The 16076-nt window shown below is 68.2% G+C and carries 14 protein-coding genes; 11 read left to right on the forward strand and 3 right to left on the reverse strand.

The annotated features are described in order from the left end of the window. Positions 1-286 precede the first annotated feature (286 nt). The 9 genes from ACFPMG_RS02995 to ACFPMG_RS03035 all read left to right on the forward strand — a co-directional run bounded on the left by ACFPMG_RS02995 (position 287) and on the right by ACFPMG_RS03035 (position 11224). A complete protein-coding gene (locus ACFPMG_RS02995) occupies positions 287-2257 on the forward strand; it encodes a glycoside hydrolase family 15 protein (protein WP_376993746.1) in 1971 nt (656 codons plus the stop codon). Further along, on the forward strand, positions 2257-2751 hold the full coding sequence (locus tag ACFPMG_RS03000; RefSeq protein ID WP_376993747.1) for a hypothetical protein: 495 nt from the start codon (positions 2257-2259) through the stop codon (positions 2749-2751). Before ACFPMG_RS02995 ends, ACFPMG_RS03000 begins: the two co-directional genes overlap by 1 nt. Then, on the forward strand, positions 2748-4541 hold the full coding sequence (locus ACFPMG_RS03005) for a GMC family oxidoreductase (RefSeq protein WP_376993748.1): 1794 nt from the start codon (positions 2748-2750) through the stop codon (positions 4539-4541). Before ACFPMG_RS03000 ends, ACFPMG_RS03005 begins: the two co-directional genes overlap by 4 nt. A 56-nt stretch (positions 4542-4597) precedes the next feature. Next, the gene (locus ACFPMG_RS03010; protein WP_376993749.1) at positions 4598-6451 is read left to right on the forward strand and encodes a GMC family oxidoreductase; all 1854 of its coding nucleotides are present in this window, start codon (positions 4598-4600) and stop codon (positions 6449-6451) included. Positions 6452-6499: 48 nt separating this feature from the next. Continuing rightward, positions 6500-7603, forward strand: a complete 1104-nt coding sequence (locus ACFPMG_RS03015; protein WP_376993750.1) for a ferritin-like domain-containing protein — start codon at positions 6500-6502, stop codon at positions 7601-7603. Beyond that, a complete protein-coding gene (locus ACFPMG_RS03020) occupies positions 7600-8166 on the forward strand; it encodes a hypothetical protein (protein ID WP_376993751.1) in 567 nt (188 codons plus the stop codon). Before ACFPMG_RS03015 ends, ACFPMG_RS03020 begins: the two co-directional genes overlap by 4 nt. Before the next feature lie 96 nt (positions 8167-8262). Next, entirely contained in the window at positions 8263-9201 is a 939-nt protein-coding gene (gene iolE / locus ACFPMG_RS03025; protein WP_376993752.1) for a myo-inosose-2 dehydratase, read from the forward strand. 2 nt (positions 9202-9203) lie between these two features. Further along, positions 9204-10214, forward strand: coding sequence for a sugar phosphate isomerase/epimerase family protein (locus tag ACFPMG_RS03030; RefSeq protein WP_376993753.1), 1011 nt, complete (start codon positions 9204-9206; stop codon positions 10212-10214). 53 nt (positions 10215-10267) lie between these two features. Continuing rightward, positions 10268-11224, forward strand: coding sequence for a heme-binding protein (locus tag ACFPMG_RS03035; protein ID WP_376993754.1), 957 nt, complete (start codon positions 10268-10270; stop codon positions 11222-11224). Positions 11225-11340: 116 nt separating this feature from the next. On the opposite strand, the gene ACFPMG_RS03040 is transcribed toward ACFPMG_RS03035, so the two are convergent. Further along, the gene (locus ACFPMG_RS03040; protein ID WP_376993755.1) at positions 11341-12213 is read right to left on the reverse strand and encodes a branched-chain amino acid aminotransferase; all 873 of its coding nucleotides are present in this window, start codon (positions 12211-12213) and stop codon (positions 11341-11343) included. 140 nt (positions 12214-12353) lie between these two features. Between ACFPMG_RS03040 and ACFPMG_RS03045 the strand changes: the two genes are divergently transcribed. Next, positions 12354-12866 carry a MarR family winged helix-turn-helix transcriptional regulator gene (locus ACFPMG_RS03045; RefSeq protein WP_035676767.1) on the forward strand — a complete coding sequence of 171 codons (513 nt, stop codon included), beginning with the start codon at positions 12354-12356 and terminating at the stop codon, positions 12864-12866. 36 nt (positions 12867-12902) lie between these two features. Here ACFPMG_RS03045 and ACFPMG_RS03050 read toward each other — a convergent pair whose 3' ends face one another. Continuing rightward, positions 12903-13043, reverse strand: coding sequence for a hypothetical protein (locus ACFPMG_RS03050; protein ID WP_376993756.1), 141 nt, complete (start codon positions 13041-13043; stop codon positions 12903-12905). A 268-nt stretch (positions 13044-13311) separates the two neighbouring features. Next, entirely contained in the window at positions 13312-13518 is a 207-nt protein-coding gene (locus ACFPMG_RS03055) for a cold-shock protein (protein ID WP_014197503.1), read from the reverse strand. 324 nt (positions 13519-13842) lie between these two features. Here ACFPMG_RS03055 and ACFPMG_RS03060 point away from each other — a divergent pair, with 324 nt between their 5' ends. Next, positions 13843-16017, forward strand: a complete 2175-nt coding sequence (locus ACFPMG_RS03060; RefSeq protein WP_376993757.1) for an ATP-binding protein — start codon at positions 13843-13845, stop codon at positions 16015-16017. Positions 16018-16076 lie beyond the last annotated feature (59 nt).

Here is a 16076-nt window from a genome sequence, read left to right on the forward strand (position 1 = left end):
GCGTGGAATCAAAAAATAATGCGTCACGATGTTATTTTTCCCTTTCATTCCGTAAATTGCTTTCGCCACTATTGAAGAAAGAAACAAGAAAACGTAATCACGGCACCAATCGCCGCCCCTGGCGGTTTGTGCGTGGACCTTTTTGCCCACAGGCAAAATAAAACTGCCTTTCATTCTGTTATCTTTCAACCGAAGGCAAGATCAGGCCTCCGGAATGGCTCGGCCGTTTATTTCCATAAATATCATTTCTGATTTACTTCCTCTGAAACAAGAATGGATTGCGGCCATGAATGTTCTTGTGGGGCAATGGCGGTTGTCGGCTTGGCGCCGGATCGCGGGAGACGGGACCGTCACCTATCCGTTCGGCGAGGACGCAACCGGCCTGCTGATCTACACGGCCGACGGCCACATGGCGGTGCAGATGACGGCCGCCGGCCGGCCCAAACTGGACACCACCGATCCACGCGGCGGCAGCACCGAGGAGCGCGCCGCGGCTTATTCCACCTGCCTGGCCTATGTCGGCCGCTATGAGGTGAACGGCAGCGAGGTCACCCACCGCCTCGACGGCTGCACCTTCCCCAACTGGTCCGACACGGTGCAGGTGCGGCCCTTCACCTGCGACGGTGAAGGTCTGGTGCTGCGCACGCCACCCAGCCAGATCGACGGCATCACCGTGGTGAACGAGATGTCGTGGATCTGGGACGGGCATTTCCGCGACGCCGCGCATCATCCCACGGCCGGGCATGCCGCACCCCGCTCCACGCCCTCTTCCCTGCCACCCGACCCGACATCGAGCGGAGACCGTCCGATGACCCAATCCCAGATTCAGCCCGCCCGCGCCCGGGCGGCGGCCCACACCGCCGTCCTGGACAAGCATCCGCCACGGGCGGCGCATCAGCAGACCGACCTGGCGTCGCTGGCCCGCTACATGTTCCTGCTGATGCTGCGCAACGTGACCAGCGACGGCTATGTGATCGAAGACCCGACCCGCCCCGGCCAGTTCTCGCTCCCGGGCTGCGTGGTCGCCGCTCCGTCCTTTCCCGCCAACACGCCGGGCGTCGATCAGGACTACGTCTACAACTGGGTGCGCGATGCCGCCATCACCGCGCTGGAACTGGTCGAGGGCGACCTGCCGGCATCACCCGACGGCAGCATCGAGGCGCTGAACGACTACGTCGTCTTCGTCCAGACGTGCCAGAGCAACGCCGCCCCGACGCTGGCACACGCCTGCTTCACCATCGACGGCCAGTCGCGCCCGTGGACGGAGCAGTCCGACGGGCCGGCGATCCAGACCATCGCCCTTCTGCGCGCCTACTCCCAGCTCAGCGGTTCGTCCCAGGTCATCGCCAAGGAGGTTATCGCCCGCAATCTGGAGTTCCTGCTGGGCAATTACCAGAACCCGACGACGAACCTCTGGGAGGAGCACCAGGGTCTGTCCTTCTTCGCCCGCGCGGTCCAACTCCACTGTTTCCGGGAGGTCGCCGCCAACACGCTCGGCATCCCGGTTCCGCAGGGAGTCGCCGATGCGGCCAACTGGCTGGAGCGGGCGTTGCAGAACCACTGGAACGGCCAGTGTTACGTGACGCTGCTCGCCTCCGATTCCACTCCCGGCGTGTCGGCGGTGCCGGGCAACCTGAATTACGACCCGAACATCGACATCGTCTGCGCGAGCGTCTACGGCGCCGTGCCGGTCACCGATACGAAGCTGCTGGCCACCGCGGCGGCGCTGCGCGGCCAGTGGGCGGACGACGGTTCCGCGTGGCAGTACCCGATCAACGTCGACGACCGGGCGCGCGGCATCGGTCCGCTGCTGGGCCGTTATCCCGGCGACATCTATGACGGGGACGTGTCCGATCCGGTGCAGGGCGGGCATCCCTGGGCCCTGTGCACCGCCAACCTCGCCGAGCTGTATTACCGGCTTGCCGCCGAGATCGAGCGCGCGCAGGCGGTCCCGCTGGACGACCTTTCGCGGCCCTTCTTCGCCCAGGTGGGCATCACCGGCCCCCAGCCGCCCGCCCAGGTGGCCGAGGCCCTGCGCGCCGCCGGCGACGCCATGCTGCGCGCGGTCGTCTTCCACAGCGACCATTACGAGCTGAGCGAACAGTTCGACAGCCGGACCGGCTACGAGAAGAGCGTGCGCAACCTGACCTGGAGCTACGCCGCGTTCCTGTCCGCCATCCGCGCCCGCACCCCGCAACAGCCCGTGAAGGCGGCCGTCCGGAAGACCGCGAAGGCACGCCAGTCGGAGGGCGTCTGATGACCGGCACCGCGGAATCCGGCCGGCTGGACGGTTTCGTCGGCCTGTCGGCGCTCCTGACCGGGTTCGACGCCGTACAACTGCTCGGAACCGGCCTGGCCGCGGAGTATCTGGCGGTTCTGGACGCGGTGCTGCCGGAGGACGTCGTCGGCGACCTGATGTCCGCCTACCGCCAGTTGCCGCGGGGGCCGGAGCGCGAGCGGACGGCGCAGGCCGAGATCCTCGGCGCCCCCCGCCTGGGGCCGGTGGCCCGCAACCTGATCGTGCTTTGGTACTGCGGCACCTGGACCCAGCTTCCCGCGGCGTGGCGCGCCGCCTTCGGAGCGTCGCCGCTGGACACCAGCCGCGTGGTTTCGTCGGCCGCCTATCAGGCGGGTCTTCAATGGCTGGCCGCCGGCGCGCACGCGGCGGGAGCGAATCCGCAGGGTTACGGCGCGTGGGCCCTCGGCCCGAAGGGCGCAAGGGCCTCCGGCCCGGAGAGAGGTGGGGCATGAACAAGGACGCGGCCTTCGACGCGGTCATCGTCGGCGCCGGCGTCGCCGGCGCCCTGATCGCCAAGCGCCTGACCGACGCCGGCCTGACCGTGCTGGTTCTGGAAGCCGGGCCGGGCACGTCGCGCGGTCTGGACGATTACACACGGCATCTGGAGCGGTTCTACGCGGCCAGCGCCAAGAGTCCGGAATCGCCCTGGCCGCCCGCGGTCGGCGCGCCACAGCCGGACACCACGGCGCTGCGCAACAACGACGGCTACTTCGTCCAGCGCGGTCCCAACCCGTACGGCAGCAGCTACACCCGGCTGTGGGGCGGCTCCACGCTGCATTGGCTCGGCGTGTCGCTGCGCATGCTGCCGGAGGATTTCCGGATGCGCTCGCTGCACGGGGTGGGGCGCGACTGGCCGCTGGACTACACGGCGCTCGCCCCCTACTACGAGCGGGCGGAGCGCGAGATCGGCGTGTCCGCAGACGTCGCCGACCAGAGCTATCTGGGCCTGACCTTCCCGGACGGCTACGACTACCCGATGCAGCGCGTTCCGCCGAGCTATGCCGACCGCGTGCTCGGCGCCGCGGTCGACGGCATGCCGGTCACACTGGGGGACGAGGAATTCGCGATCCGGGTGCGCAGCTACCCGGCGGCGCGCAACTCCATCCCACGCGGCGACTACCGGCCCATGGGCGCGGTGGACATCCGGACCGGCGACGGGCCGTCCATTCCACCCCTCCAGGGCGAACGCTGCCAGGGCAACACCTCCTGCACGCCGATCTGTCCGGTTCAGGCGAAGTATCACGCCGGCAAGACGCTGGCGCAGGCCGACCTCCGTCTCCTGACGGTGCGGGTGCAGGCGGTGGCGTCGAAGATCCTCGTCGATCCGGCGAGCGGCGCCGTGCAGGGCATCGAGTACAAGCGTTACGACGACCCCGATGGGGCGGCCCACACCACGCAGGTCGCCACCGGCCGCACCTACATCCTGGCGGCGCACGCCGTGGAGAACGCCAAGCTGATGCTCGCCTCGGGGCTGGAAGGGCCGCGCGGCCAGGTCGGGCGGACGCTGATGGACCACCCGGCGCTCTACGCCTGGGGGCTGGCGCCGCTCGACGTCGGCGCCTACCGCGGGCCGCAGTCGACCTCCGGCATCGAGGAGCTGCGCGGCGGCGCCTTCCGCGCACGCCACGCGGCCTTCCGCTTCGATGTGGGCAACGACGGCTGGCGCGCCAGCACCGGGGCGCCCGACACCGCCGTGTCCGACGCGGTCATGACGCGCAACCTGTTCGGCCCGGCGCTGCGGGCGCAGCTCGGCGCGACGCTGCCGCGTCACGTCCGCCTGTCGCTGGCGGTGGAGCAGCTTCCCGATCCGGACAACCGCGTCAGCATCGACCCGGGCTATCTCGATCCGCTGGGCAACCCCAGGCCGGTGATCGACTACCGGATCGACGACTACACGCTGGCCGGCATGGCCGCCGCGTCGGAGGTGGCGCGCGCCGTCTTCCGCCGCGCCGGGGTCGCCGACTGCACCGACCCGTCCAAGGGAAGCTGGTTCCCGTCGGTCTTCTACCAGGGCCGCGAGTTCCACTACCACGGCATGGGGCACTTCGCCGGCACGCACGCCATGGGCGCCGATCCCGCCGGATCGGTGATCGACGCCGACCAGCGCGCGTGGGAGCACCGCAACCTTTTCCTGGTGGGCTCCGGCAGCTTCCCGACCATGGGCACGTCCAACCCGACGCTGACCCTGGCGGCGCTGGCGCTGCGGACCGCCGACCGACTGGTCGAGAGTCTGGCGACATAGGCCCGATCAACCAGAATCAATCAATCAAATCAACTTGTTCAGAGTGGAGGAAGCGCGTGCTGTTTCCAATTGACTCTGCGCGGCGGACGGACATCGAGGCGGTGTCCGCGGATGACCGGTACGACGCTGTGATCGTCGGTACGGGCATCTCCGGCGCCATCATCGCAAACGAACTGAGCCGGGCCGGCAAGCGCGTGCTGGTGCTGGAGGCGGGGACGGGCACCGACCGGACGCTGTCGGGCTACGAGAAGTACCTCTCCAACTTCTACGGCGCGTCGTCCAAGGACAACCAGTCCCCGTACCCGGCCAACCCCAACGCCGCGATGCCGCGCAGCCCGCTGTTGCGCAAGCTCCAGCCGGGCGAGACGGACAGCTCCACCTACATGGTGCAATCCGGCCCCTACGTCACCGACACGACCTTCACCCGGGTCTTCGGCGGCACGACCATGCACTGGGAGGCGAAGACCCCCCGCATGCTGCCGGAGGACTTCAAGATGCGCAGCCTGTTCGGGCAGGGGCTCGACTGGCCGCTCGGCTACGACGAGCTGGAGGCCGACTACCGCACGGCGGAGCGCGAGATCGGCGTGTCCGCCAACGTCGAGGACCAGGCCTATCTGGGCCTGCACTTCCCGAAGGACTACGTCTTTCCCATGAAGGGGCTTCCGCTGTCCTATCTGGACAAGCAGGTCGCCCGGGGCATCGACGACACCCGGGTCGAGCTGTGCGGCGAGTCCTACCCGATCAGGATCCGCCCCTATCCGCAGGGCCGCAACAGCATCCCCAACCCCTCCTATGACGGCGGCACGGGCTACGTCCCCGTCGGCGCCGTCAACACGCATCAGGTGGATGAGGGGGAGCGCTGCCAGGGCAACACCAACTGCGTGCCGCTCTGCCCGGTGCAGGCGAAGTATCACTCCGGCAAGACGCTGGCCAAGGCGCTGCAGACCGGGCGCGTCGATCTGCTGGTGCAGGCGGTCGTCTCCAAGGTCGTGACCGATCCCGGCAACGGGAACGTCACCGCGCTGGAGGTCAAGGTCTACAGGGAGCCGCAGTCGGCGGAGCACAAGACGATCACCGTCAAGGGCACGATCTTCGTGATCGCCGCGAACGCCATCGAGACGCCGCGGCTGATGCTCGCGTCGGGCCTGCGCGACAGCGCCGGGCTGATGGGGCGCAACCTGATGGACCACGCCTACCTGCTGAACTGGGGGCTGATGCCGGAAGTGTGCGGCACCATGCGCGGCACAAGCTGCACCGGCGGCATCATCGATCTGCGGGCCGGTGGTTTCCGCCGTCACCAGGCCGCCTTCAGCGTGGACATCCACAACGACGGCTGGGGCTGGGCGACCGGCGCCCCTTTCAGCGACCTGACCGAACTGGTGGATCAGCAAAACCGCTTCGGGGCCGAGCTGCGCCGCGGACTGATCGACCGCATCTCGCGCCAGCTTCTGCTCGCCTTCATGATCGAGGTGCCGCCGACCGAGAGCAACCGCGTCACCGTCGATCCGCAATACACCGACCAACTCGGCAACATGCGGCCGGTGGTGTCCTTCACGGTGCCGGAATATTCGATGCGCGGCGCCGCCTACGCGCGGGAATTCTCGAAGACCGTGTTCGCCCGCCTGGGCGTGGCCGACCACACCCGCTACGACCCCGGCGACTACGGCTACGTGACCTACGAGGGCCAGGGCTACGCGATCCGCGGCGGCAACCACATCGCCGGCACGCACATCATGGGCACCGACAAGAGCAACTCGGTCGTCGACACCGACCAGCGCTCCTGGGACCACGCGAACCTGTATCTGGTCGGCGCCGGCAGCATGCCGACGATCGGCACCGCCAACGTGACCCTCACCCTCGCCGCGCTCTGCTACCGGAGCGCGCGCGCGATGCTCAAGCAGCTGCACTGACGCAAGGCGCGCCTCTCCGGAGGCCGCGCAAGACGATCGGAGGAAACCGTGCCTTCCAGCAAGATCACGACACTCTCTGAACTGAAGGACTACCTGTATCTGGCGATGCAGTTGGAGCATGCGACGCTCCCGGCCTATCTCACGGCGCTGTATTCGATCAAGCCGGGGACCAACACCGACGCCGTCCACATCCTTCGGGTCGTGGCGGTGGAGGAGATGCTGCACCTGTCCATCGCGGCGAACCTGCTGAACGCCGTCGGTGGAACGCCGGACCTGGCGCACCCCGGCTTCGTGCCCTCCTACCCGACCTACCTGCCGGACGGCGAGACGGACTTCACGGTCGGCATCATGCGCTTCGGCAAGGAGGCCGTGGAAACCTTCAAGAAGATCGAGCGGCCCAGCAAGGGCGACGGCCGGCTCGTCCGCCGGTCCTACGCGCCCGGCACCTCGGTCCTCGGCCGGCACCCGAAAAGCGACGAGATGCACTTCTACAGCATCGGCGACTTCTACAAGGCCATCGAGGACGGCTTCGAATTCCTGGAAGCGGAGGCGCAGGGGCTGGGCAAGACCATCTTCACCGGCGATCCCAAGCGACAGATCACGTCGGAATACTACTACTCCGGCGGTGGCCAGCTGTTCGCGGTGAGCGACCTGGAAAGCGCGAAGCGCGCCATCACGCTGGTCATGACGCAGGGCGAGGGCACCCCGACCAGCATCTACGACAACGACGGCGAACTGTCGCACTTCTACCGTTTCGACCAGTTGACCCACGGGCGCTACTACCAGAAGGGCGACGAGCCGCACCACCCCACGGGACCGACCTTCTCGGTCGACTGGGAGGCGTCCTACCCCGTCAAGGCGAACGTCAAGCTCGCCGACATCCCCGCCGGGACCGAGTTGTACGACGCGGCGCAGTCGTTCAACCAGGCCTACGCGAAGTTCCTGAAGGCCATCACGCGGGCCTTCAACGGCAAGCCCGAACTTCTGCTGACAGCCGTGCCGCTGATGTTCGATTTCCGCAACCTGATCACGGAGCTGGTCCGCAACCCGCTGCCCGACAGCGCCGGCCACAACGCCGCGCCGACCTTCGAGATCGACGCCGTGACCGCGGCCGAGGCGCTCACCGCCGCCCGGCAGGAGGTGGTGGCATGAGCACGGCCAAGACCGGGGACGCAAACCGTCTCGACCAGTTCCTCGCCTTTTCCGCCGAGATGACCGCCTTCGGCGTGGTGGAACTGCAGGGGACCGGCCAGACCGAGGCCTATCTGCGGACGGTCGACGGCGTGGTCGGCACGGCGCTGGTGGATGAGCTGCTGGCTTTCCACGCCGAGGCGCCGCGCGCGGTCGGCAACGAGGGGCGCGCAGCGCGCAACGCCCACCTGCGCCGGACGATCTTCGGCGACGGCAGGCTGGGGCCGGTGGCCCGCAACATCGTCAAGCTCTGGTACTCCGGCGTCTGGTACGAGCTGCCGGGGGCCTGGACCGAATCCTACGGGCCGGCGCCGAAGGACGTCACCTTCGTGGTGTCGCCGTCCTCCTACGTCGAAGGGCTGCTGTGGACGGCCATCGGCGCCCACCCCGCGGGCGCCAAGGCTCCGGGCTACGGCTCCTGGGCCGTGCCGCCGCGCATCCCGCGCTTCGCGGACGACCCTGCGTCTCCACCGGCCGCCGAGCCTGTGGAGCGGACGGCGGACGCCGAGCGCATTCCGGCCTGACGCGCCGCCCACCTCGACCCACGGCCATGATGCCCGGCATCGCGCCGGGCATCACGTCACCCTTTGCCTGAAATTCCGATACGAAGGACCGTCACGATGAGCTTCAAGACCCCCAAGCTGTCGCCGGACAAGGTGTGGCTCGGCATCACGCCGACGCTCTGGTGGAACGACGACTTCCTGAACATCGACATCGGCATCCCCTTCGAGCAGTGCGTCAGCGAGATGGCGCTGGCCGGCTATGTCGGGTGCAGCATCGGCCACAAATACCCGACCGATCCGCAGACGCTGAAGGCGGCGCTGGACCTGCGCGGCCTGCGCGTGTCGGAGCCGTGGGTCAGCACCTACTTCACCATCGAGTCGATGAAGGCGCAGACCATCCAGAAGGTCCGCCAGCAGCTGGCCTTCATCAAGCAGGTGGAAGGCCACGAGAGCGACCCGCGCCGCGCCGATCTGGTGGTGGCGGAGTTCGGCGGCGCCGTCAATCCGCTGCCGGTGGCGCTGTACCCCAACGCCCCGACCTTCAACGACCGCCAATGGGACGAGCTGGCCGCCGGCCTCAACGAGATCGGCCGGATCGCCCGGGAGGAAGGCCGCCGCCTGTGCTATCACCCGCACATGGGCACCGGCGTGATGAAGCAGGCGGCGGTCGAGCGGCTGATGGCAACGACCGATCCGGACTTGGTCTTCATGCTGCTGGACACCGCCCACCTCTACTGCGGCGGCGCCGACCCGCTGGAGATCACGCGCAAGTACGCGACCCGCATCAAGCACATCCATCTGAAGGACTTCCGCGAGAGCGTGCTGAAGGAGATGCACGCCAAGGGCATGTCCTTCCAGGAAGGCATCGAGGCCGGCATCTTCACCGTGCCGGGCGACGGCTCCTACAACCATTTTCCGGAGATCCTGTCGATCCTGGCCGAGGCCGGGTTCGAAGGCTGGCTGGTCATCGAGGCGGAACAGGACCCGGCCAAGGCCAACCCGCTCCAATACGCCAAGATGGCGCGCGCCTATCTCCGTGAGCAGTTGGGATGGTGACCATGAACAAGACCGCCAAGAGGGACATCAACCTCAGCTTCTTCATGTTCACGGCGAACCTCCAGCCGGACAACGAGGCCTACACCCGGCTGATCATCCGACACATCGAGGCGATGACCGAGCTGGGCTACGACGGGTTCGACCTGCCGATCCATCCGGTGCAGACCACCGACCACGCGGCGGAGGTGGAAAGCTACACGCGCATGCGGCGGGCCTTCGACAGGGCCGGCCTGGAGGGCGTCCGCTTCACCACCAACGTCGGCACCACGCGGACCTTCGACCCCACCTCGCCCTACCGGCAGCAGCGCGAGGAGGCGCTCGCCTACCTGAAGTCGCGCGTGGACATCACCGCGGTCCTGGGCGGCAATTCCATCATGGCCGGGCCGTTCGTCTTCCCCTATGGCGTGTTCCCGACCACGGACGACGGCGACCCGATCTGGAGCGACGCGCTTCAGGAGTGGCTGAAGCCCCGCTACGAGGCGGCCCGGCCCGTGCTGCAGGAGTTGGGCGAATACGCGGAGCGGAAGGGCGTCAAGCTGGGCATCGAGCCGGTCGACCATTGGGAGACGCCGGCCCCGAACATGGTGTCGGACGTGCTGGACTTCCTCCAGGGCGTCCAGACCGCACAGACCGGCCTGACCATCGACAGCGCCCATGTGGTGCTGGGCAGCAACGGCCCGCTGGTGTTCGAGGACAATCTGCGCACCGCGGTGGCGCAGAACCGGCTGCACTATGTGCACATTTCCGCTCCCGACCGCGGGGCGGTGCACGACAGCTGGATTCCCTGGGGCACGTTCCTCTGCCCGATCCTGCCGGTCTACCACGGCCCGCTGCTGGTCGAGGTGTTCAACGCCGTTCCGCCCTTCACCAACCTTCTGCGCCTGACGCGGCGGAAGTTCTGGATTCCCGGCGAGGACGCGCCGGAACCGGGCCTGCCGAGTGCCTATGACATCGCCCGCGAAGGGCTGGCGACGCTGAAGCGCGAGATCGAGCGCCTGAGCCACACCCACTGACCGGCCTTCCCATGACCACGGGTGCCCGGCAAGGTGCCCAGCGAGGACTTCCAATGATCAACGACAGCCAGTCGATCCTTCTCGACAAGCCTCAAGACCCGGCGGAACGGGGCGCCGGCGCGACGCTGCGCGGTGTGGCGCCGCAACTCGCCACGGCCGACCGCCTGGGCGCACTCAAGGATCTTCCCGGTTTCTGGGAGGGCACGGGCTTCAGCCTGATCGCCCGCCCGGATTTCTCCGGCAACAGCCCGAACGGCTTCTTTCTTGAGCTGAACGAGCTGCGGGAAACCATCGAATTCACGACCATCGGATCGCCGGTCTTCAACCGCGGCAGCCTGCAGGACGACATCGCCATCTTCGGCGTCACCTACCTGCACCGGGTGACCGACGGCGTCACCGGCGGTGCGCTGCACATCGAACCGGGCATGTGGCTGAACATCCCGGCGACCACCGAACCGAAGGCGGACGCCAGCATCGCGCGCCTGGCCACCATTCCGCACGGCAACGCCTTCACCACCGTCGGCTTCGTCCAGCACGCGGAGTTCGACAAGCTGCCGGATATCCCGCCGGCCAACACCGTGCCGTTCGACATCGGCGGCGAACCGCCGGCGCCCGGTACGAAGAATCCCTATCCCGAGTACGACCTCGGCACACCCAGCGCCTTCCGCAGCAGCCCGCTGCCCGCCTCCATCACGCAGGCCATCATCGACGATCCGAACCAGATGCTGCGCGACACGCTGGTCCGCCAGGTGGACGAGCAGGGCATGACGCTGAAGACGATCACGCGCCTGATCACCTCCACGGCGTCGGCCGGCGGCATCGGGAACATCCCGTTCATCACCAGCAACGCCGACACGCTGAGCCTGGAATCGGTGTTCGCCATCGAACTGGTCGAGGATGCGTCGGGCGCCGAATTCCTGCAGCTTCAGTATTCGCAGACCGCGTTGCTGAATTTCAAGGGGAAGAGCTTCCCGCATGTGACGGTCGGGACGCTGATCAAGGCGTTCTGATGCGGGACGGAGTTGGGGGCGCAGCCGCCAGCCGGCCGCTGGCCTGCGCAGGCATCGACCTGCGAGGCCGGCGGCACGCTCTGGTGGACCGCTCCGGAAACGTCCGACCCTTCGTCTTACCCACGCACCAGCGCGTCGTAGTCCTTCACCAGCGTCTCGCAGACGCGGCCCGGCGTGAAGCGGTGATCGCCGATCTGGCCGACCGGGGTCACCTCGGCGGCGGTGCCGGTCAGGAAGACCTCCTGGGTGTTCGCCAGCTCTTCCGGCTGGATGTGGCGCTCGATCACCTCGATGCCGCGGGCCTTGGCGAGGTCGATCACCGTGCGGCGGGTGATGCCGTCCAGGAAGCAGTCGGGCTTCGGCGTGTGGATCTTGCCGTCCATCACCAGGAACAGATTCGCCCCGGTCGCCTCGGCCAGATAGCCGCGGTAGTCGAGCATCAGCGCGTCCTGATAGCCCTCGGCCTCGGCCTCGTGCTTGGACAGCGTGCAGATCATGTACAGACCCGCCGCCTTCGACGCCGTCGGCGCCATGTCCGGGGCCGGACGGCGCCAGCGCGACCAGGTCAGCTTGATGCCGGCCATCTTCGCCTCGGGGCTGAAATAGCTCGGCCACTGCCAGACGGCGATGGCGACGTGGATGCGGCTGGCCTGCGCCGCCACGCCCATCATCTCGCTGCCGCGCCACGCCACCGGGCGGACGTAGGCGTCGGTGAAGCCCATCGCCTTCACCGTCTCGTTGGTCGCCGCGTCGATCTCCGCCACCGAATAGGGAAGTTCGAAGCCCAGGATGCGGGCGGAGGCGGCCAGACGCTCGCTGTGCTCGGTCAGCTTGAACACCGTGCCGTTGTAGACGCGCTCGCCTTCGAACACGCAGCTCGCATAGTGCAGGCCGTGCGACAGAACGTGCAGATTCGCGTCGCGCCACGGCACCAGCGCGCCGTCGTACCAGATCACGCCGTCGCGGTCGTCGAAGGGAAGGATGGACATGGCGGCTCCCACCTTGGTCTTTGGCCCGTTGCTCGGGACTTGGAATGGAATTGTTGAAAGCCGCGCTTGTCTCGCGACCTTTGTTCGTTTATGTCTGGCTTATTGACCCATTTGTAACGAATCGCACCGATCACGTCAACATGGCTGACATAAAAGCGGGCGTGAACCAGCTTTTCCTGCGCGAGGAGGAACTTCGCACGGGCATGGAGCTGCTGTTCTACGCCTACCGGGAATTCACCGCGGAGCCGGACGAGATCCTGGCGCAGATCGGCTTCGGCCGGGCGCACCACCGCGTCATCTATTTCGTCGGGCGCTACCCGAAGATCACCGTGTCGGAACTTCTGGCGATCCTGAAGATCACCAAGCAGAGCCTGTCGCGCGTGCTGGGGGAACTGGTCCGGCAGGAGTTCATCCAGCAGCAGACGGGCGTGCGGGACCGGCGGCAGCGTCTGCTGGAACTGACCGAAAAGGGCGTTGAACTGGAGCGCCAATTGTCCGAGACGCAGCGGCAGCGGATCGCCCGCGCCTACCGCATGGCCGGGGCGGAGGCCGTCGAGGGCTTCCGCAAGGTGATGCTGGGCATGATGGACGAGGAGGACCGGGTCAAGTTCGCTCCCCCCGTGCCGGCCCGGCTCGCCGCCGTGAAGCGGTAGGAGCCGGGCCGGAAAGCTGGTCGGACCAGCCTTCGGTCAGCTGTCCTTGGCCGGGGTCGTCTCCGGGGCGGCGGCGGGAGCCGCATCCGCGGGCGGCGTGCCGGCGGCGGCGTCCGTCCCCTCCTTGCCCGCGGCGTTCGCGGCGCCGCGGCGGCGGAAGGAGGTGCGCTTGTACACCACGCTGTCCGAAGACCCTGGCGGGCACTGAACGATTTTGCCCCCCTTCGCAAGAAACTCGCGGGTCATGGAGTCGAGATCATTCCGATCCGCGCTGCGGTTATCGGATGCCATGCATGCCTCCTGTGATCGTCATCGTGCCCCATGGCACCATCCGGGCGCTCCCGGCGGTCCATGGAGCATGCGTTTCTTTTGTGAAGCGGCTGTTACAGGATTGGGGGCAACCGGCCCCTGAACGGGCGGCCCCGACAAAATTCGGGGCTGAAAATCAAGCCTCCTTCAGGTTGGCCGCGGCGCTCTTGCCCTTCTTGGGATCGCGCTGGAGTTCGTAGGACAGCTTCTGGCCTTCATGAATGTTGATGCCCGACCGCTCAACGGCGGAGATGTGGACGAACACGTCGGCTGTCCCATCGTCCGGCTGGATGAAGCCGTAGCCCTTGGTGGTGTTGAACCATTTCACGGTTCCAGTAGCCATCTGGTAGTTCCTTGAACGAGGTTTCCCACGGCGCTCGTGCCGCGGGTTCACATCAAATCACCGAGGGGAAGGACCAGACGCAGCGATCTGCAAGCGGACCGTAAACCCAAAGAAATTCGACTCTTTTCATGTGGGGATCGCAAGGCCCGGATGCAACCCGAACCCTTCGGACAAAGCCCCGCTCACGTGTTTGGCCTGACGACTCTTTCCCCGTTCGTCGGCGTCGGCCCTGCCCTTCGGCAGAGTTGTCCCCGGCTTGTTGCTTAGCCCATAGTTTTTTCGGTCCGATTCTTTTGTCTTAGCTTTCCTGAAGGAGCCGGCGGCATGCAGCGTGCCCATCTCGTGGCCGCGTTCCTGACCTTTGCCGCCCTGTGCGTCGGCGTGTCCGCTCTTTCGGTGTCGCGCGACCGCCACGCCACGCTGGAACAGTCCCGCCGCGAATTCGCCGCGACCGCCCATCTTCTCGACGAACACGCCAGCCGCGCCATCGAAGCGGGGGACGCCCAGCTGCGCATGCTGCTCGACGCGCTGGAGCGGTGGGACCGCCGCGACGCCACCGAAGGTCAGCGCATCCAGGCCGCGATGCGCGCCCGCGCGGAACGCCTGCCGCAGATCGGCGGGGTCTGGGCGCTCGACGCGCAGGGCCGCCTGCTTCTGGACAGCGCGGAACACCCGCCGCCGCCCCGCGACCTGTCGGAGCGGGACTACGCCCGGGCTCATATGGGCATGACGCAGGGACCGCCGCCGGGTCTCCATGTCGGGGCTCATCTGCCCGGCCCCGGCGCCAGCCAGGGGCGCTTCACCATCAGCCGCGCCCTGCGCGACGAGGAGGGAGCCCTGCGGGCGATCGCGGTGGCGGGCATCCAGAACACCTATTTCTCGCAGATGTACGGGGAGGCCGGCTGGGGCGAGGGCGCGCGGCTGGCCCTGTTCACCAGCGGCAAGGAGAAGCTGGCCGAATGGCCGCCGCACAGCGCCGTCGAGCCCCCCACCACCGCCTGGCCCCAGCCCTGGGACCCGCCGGACGGCCCGGCAATCATTGAGGGCACGCAGATCACTGCCGCGCGGATGCTGACCGGCTTCCCGATCGTGGTGGTGGCGAGCCGCCCGCTGGCCGAGGTGCTGGCCCCCTGGCGGGAGCGCGCGCTGTGGACCACGGCGGTCAGCGGCGGCATCCTGACCGGCGCGTCCCTGCTGTTCGCCTTCGCCCTCGCCGGCGCCCGGCGGGAGGAGGCGGTCCGGGCGGAGCTTCTGCGCGCCAACCAGAGCCTGGACGAGCGCGTCCGCCAGCGCACGGCGGACCTGGAGAAGGCCCTGCGCAGCGCGGAGATGGCCAGCCTCGCCAAGATGAAGGTGCTGGCGACCGTCAGCCACGACCTGCGCCAGCCCCTGCAGGGTCTGGCCGCCTTCCACGAGCTGCTGCTGAAGGAGGCGGCGAACCCGACGCTCCAGCAGCTCGGCGCCATGGCCTCGGCCTCGCTCCAGGCCGGGCAGCGGCTGCTCGACGATCTGCTGACCCTGTCGCGGCTGGAAGCCGGGGTGATGCCGGTGGAGGTCGGCGTCTTCCCGCTCGCCCCCTTGCTCGACCAGCTCGCCGCCGAATTGCGGGCGGAGGCCGAGGGCAAGGGCCTGCGGCTGACCGTGATGCCCACCGCCGCCTGGGTGCGCAGCGACCCCGCGCGGCTTCAGCCGATCCTGCGCAACCTGCTGTCCAACGCCGTCAAGTACACGGCGCGCGGCGGGGTGGTGGTCGGGGCGCGGCCCCGCGGCGACGGCCTGCGGGTGGAGATCTGGGACAGCGGCCAGGGCATCGCCAAGGCGGAACTGGGCACGATCTGGGAGGAGTTCTACCAGATCGGCAACCCGGCCCGCGACGGGTCGCGCGGCGCCGGCCTCGGCCTGTCCATCGCGGAGCGCACCGCCCGTCTGCTCGGCCATCCGCTGCAGGTCCGGTCCCGGGTAGGCCGCGGGTCCGTCTTCACGGTCACCCTGCCCCGCGTGCCGCCTCCCGCCGTCCCGCCCGCTGCGGAGATCTCCCAGCCGGAGTTGACGCCCCCCGCGGCGGCCCCCCTCCCTGCTGAGCGTGCCGCCGGGGCCTCTCCGGGGCGCCTCTCCGGTCGGCGGGTGCTGGTGGTCGAGGACGATCCGTTGCAGCGCAGTTCCCTGACCCTGCTTCTGGAGCAGGCCGGGGCCGGGGTGATGGCGGCGGACAGCTTCGATTCCGCCCTCGCTGCCGCCCAAGCGACCCTCCAGGCACCCTCGGCCATCCTCAGCGATTACCGGCTGCCCGGCGGCACCGACGGGCTGAGCGGCATCCAGACCCTGCGCGGGGTGCTGGGACGCGACGTTCCGGCCGTCCTGCTGACCGGGGAACTGTCCGCCGACCTCGTGCGCGCCGCCAAGGAGGCGGGGTGCCTCGTGCTGGCCAAACCCGCGGCACCCAACCGCATCCTGTCCACACTGGCGGAGCTGACCGCGGGCGCCAATGCCGCCGCCTGATGTGGGGGCCGGCCGCTGCCGCTTCCCTTGGTGCGCGGCGCCCGGTTGCGCTACAGTCG

It is taken from the genome of Azospirillum himalayense, from assembly GCF_042657465.1.
GTDB classification, from domain to species: domain Bacteria; phylum Pseudomonadota; class Alphaproteobacteria; order Azospirillales; family Azospirillaceae; genus Azospirillum; species Azospirillum himalayense.

Bases quoted from the DNA above. Each gene is read 5' to 3' on its own strand.
- ACFPMG_RS03000 (WP_376993747.1), top strand. From the start codon at position 2,257: ATGACCGGCACCGCGGAATCCGGCCGGCTGGACGGTTTCGTCGGCCTG.
- ACFPMG_RS03035 (WP_376993754.1), top strand. From the start codon at position 10,268: ATGATCAACGACAGCCAGTCGATCCTTCTCGACAAGCCTCAAGACCCG.
- ACFPMG_RS03045 (WP_035676767.1), top strand. From the start codon at position 12,354: ATGGCTGACATAAAAGCGGGCGTGAACCAGCTTTTCCTGCGCGAGGAG.
- ACFPMG_RS03060 (WP_376993757.1), top strand. From the start codon at position 13,843: ATGCAGCGTGCCCATCTCGTGGCCGCGTTCCTGACCTTTGCCGCCCTG.
- iolE (WP_376993752.1), top strand. From the start codon at position 8,263: ATGAGCTTCAAGACCCCCAAGCTGTCGCCGGACAAGGTGTGGCTCGGC.
- ACFPMG_RS03020 (WP_376993751.1), top strand. From the start codon at position 7,600: ATGAGCACGGCCAAGACCGGGGACGCAAACCGTCTCGACCAGTTCCTC.
- ACFPMG_RS02995 (WP_376993746.1), top strand. From the start codon at position 287: ATGAATGTTCTTGTGGGGCAATGGCGGTTGTCGGCTTGGCGCCGGATC.
- ACFPMG_RS03005 (WP_376993748.1), top strand. From the start codon at position 2,748: ATGAACAAGGACGCGGCCTTCGACGCGGTCATCGTCGGCGCCGGCGTC.
- ACFPMG_RS03055 (WP_014197503.1), bottom strand. From the start codon at position 13,518: ATGGCTACTGGAACCGTGAAATGGTTCAACACCACCAAGGGCTACGGC.
- ACFPMG_RS03030 (WP_376993753.1), top strand. From the start codon at position 9,204: ATGAACAAGACCGCCAAGAGGGACATCAACCTCAGCTTCTTCATGTTC.
- ACFPMG_RS03040 (WP_376993755.1), bottom strand. From the start codon at position 12,213: ATGTCCATCCTTCCCTTCGACGACCGCGACGGCGTGATCTGGTACGAC.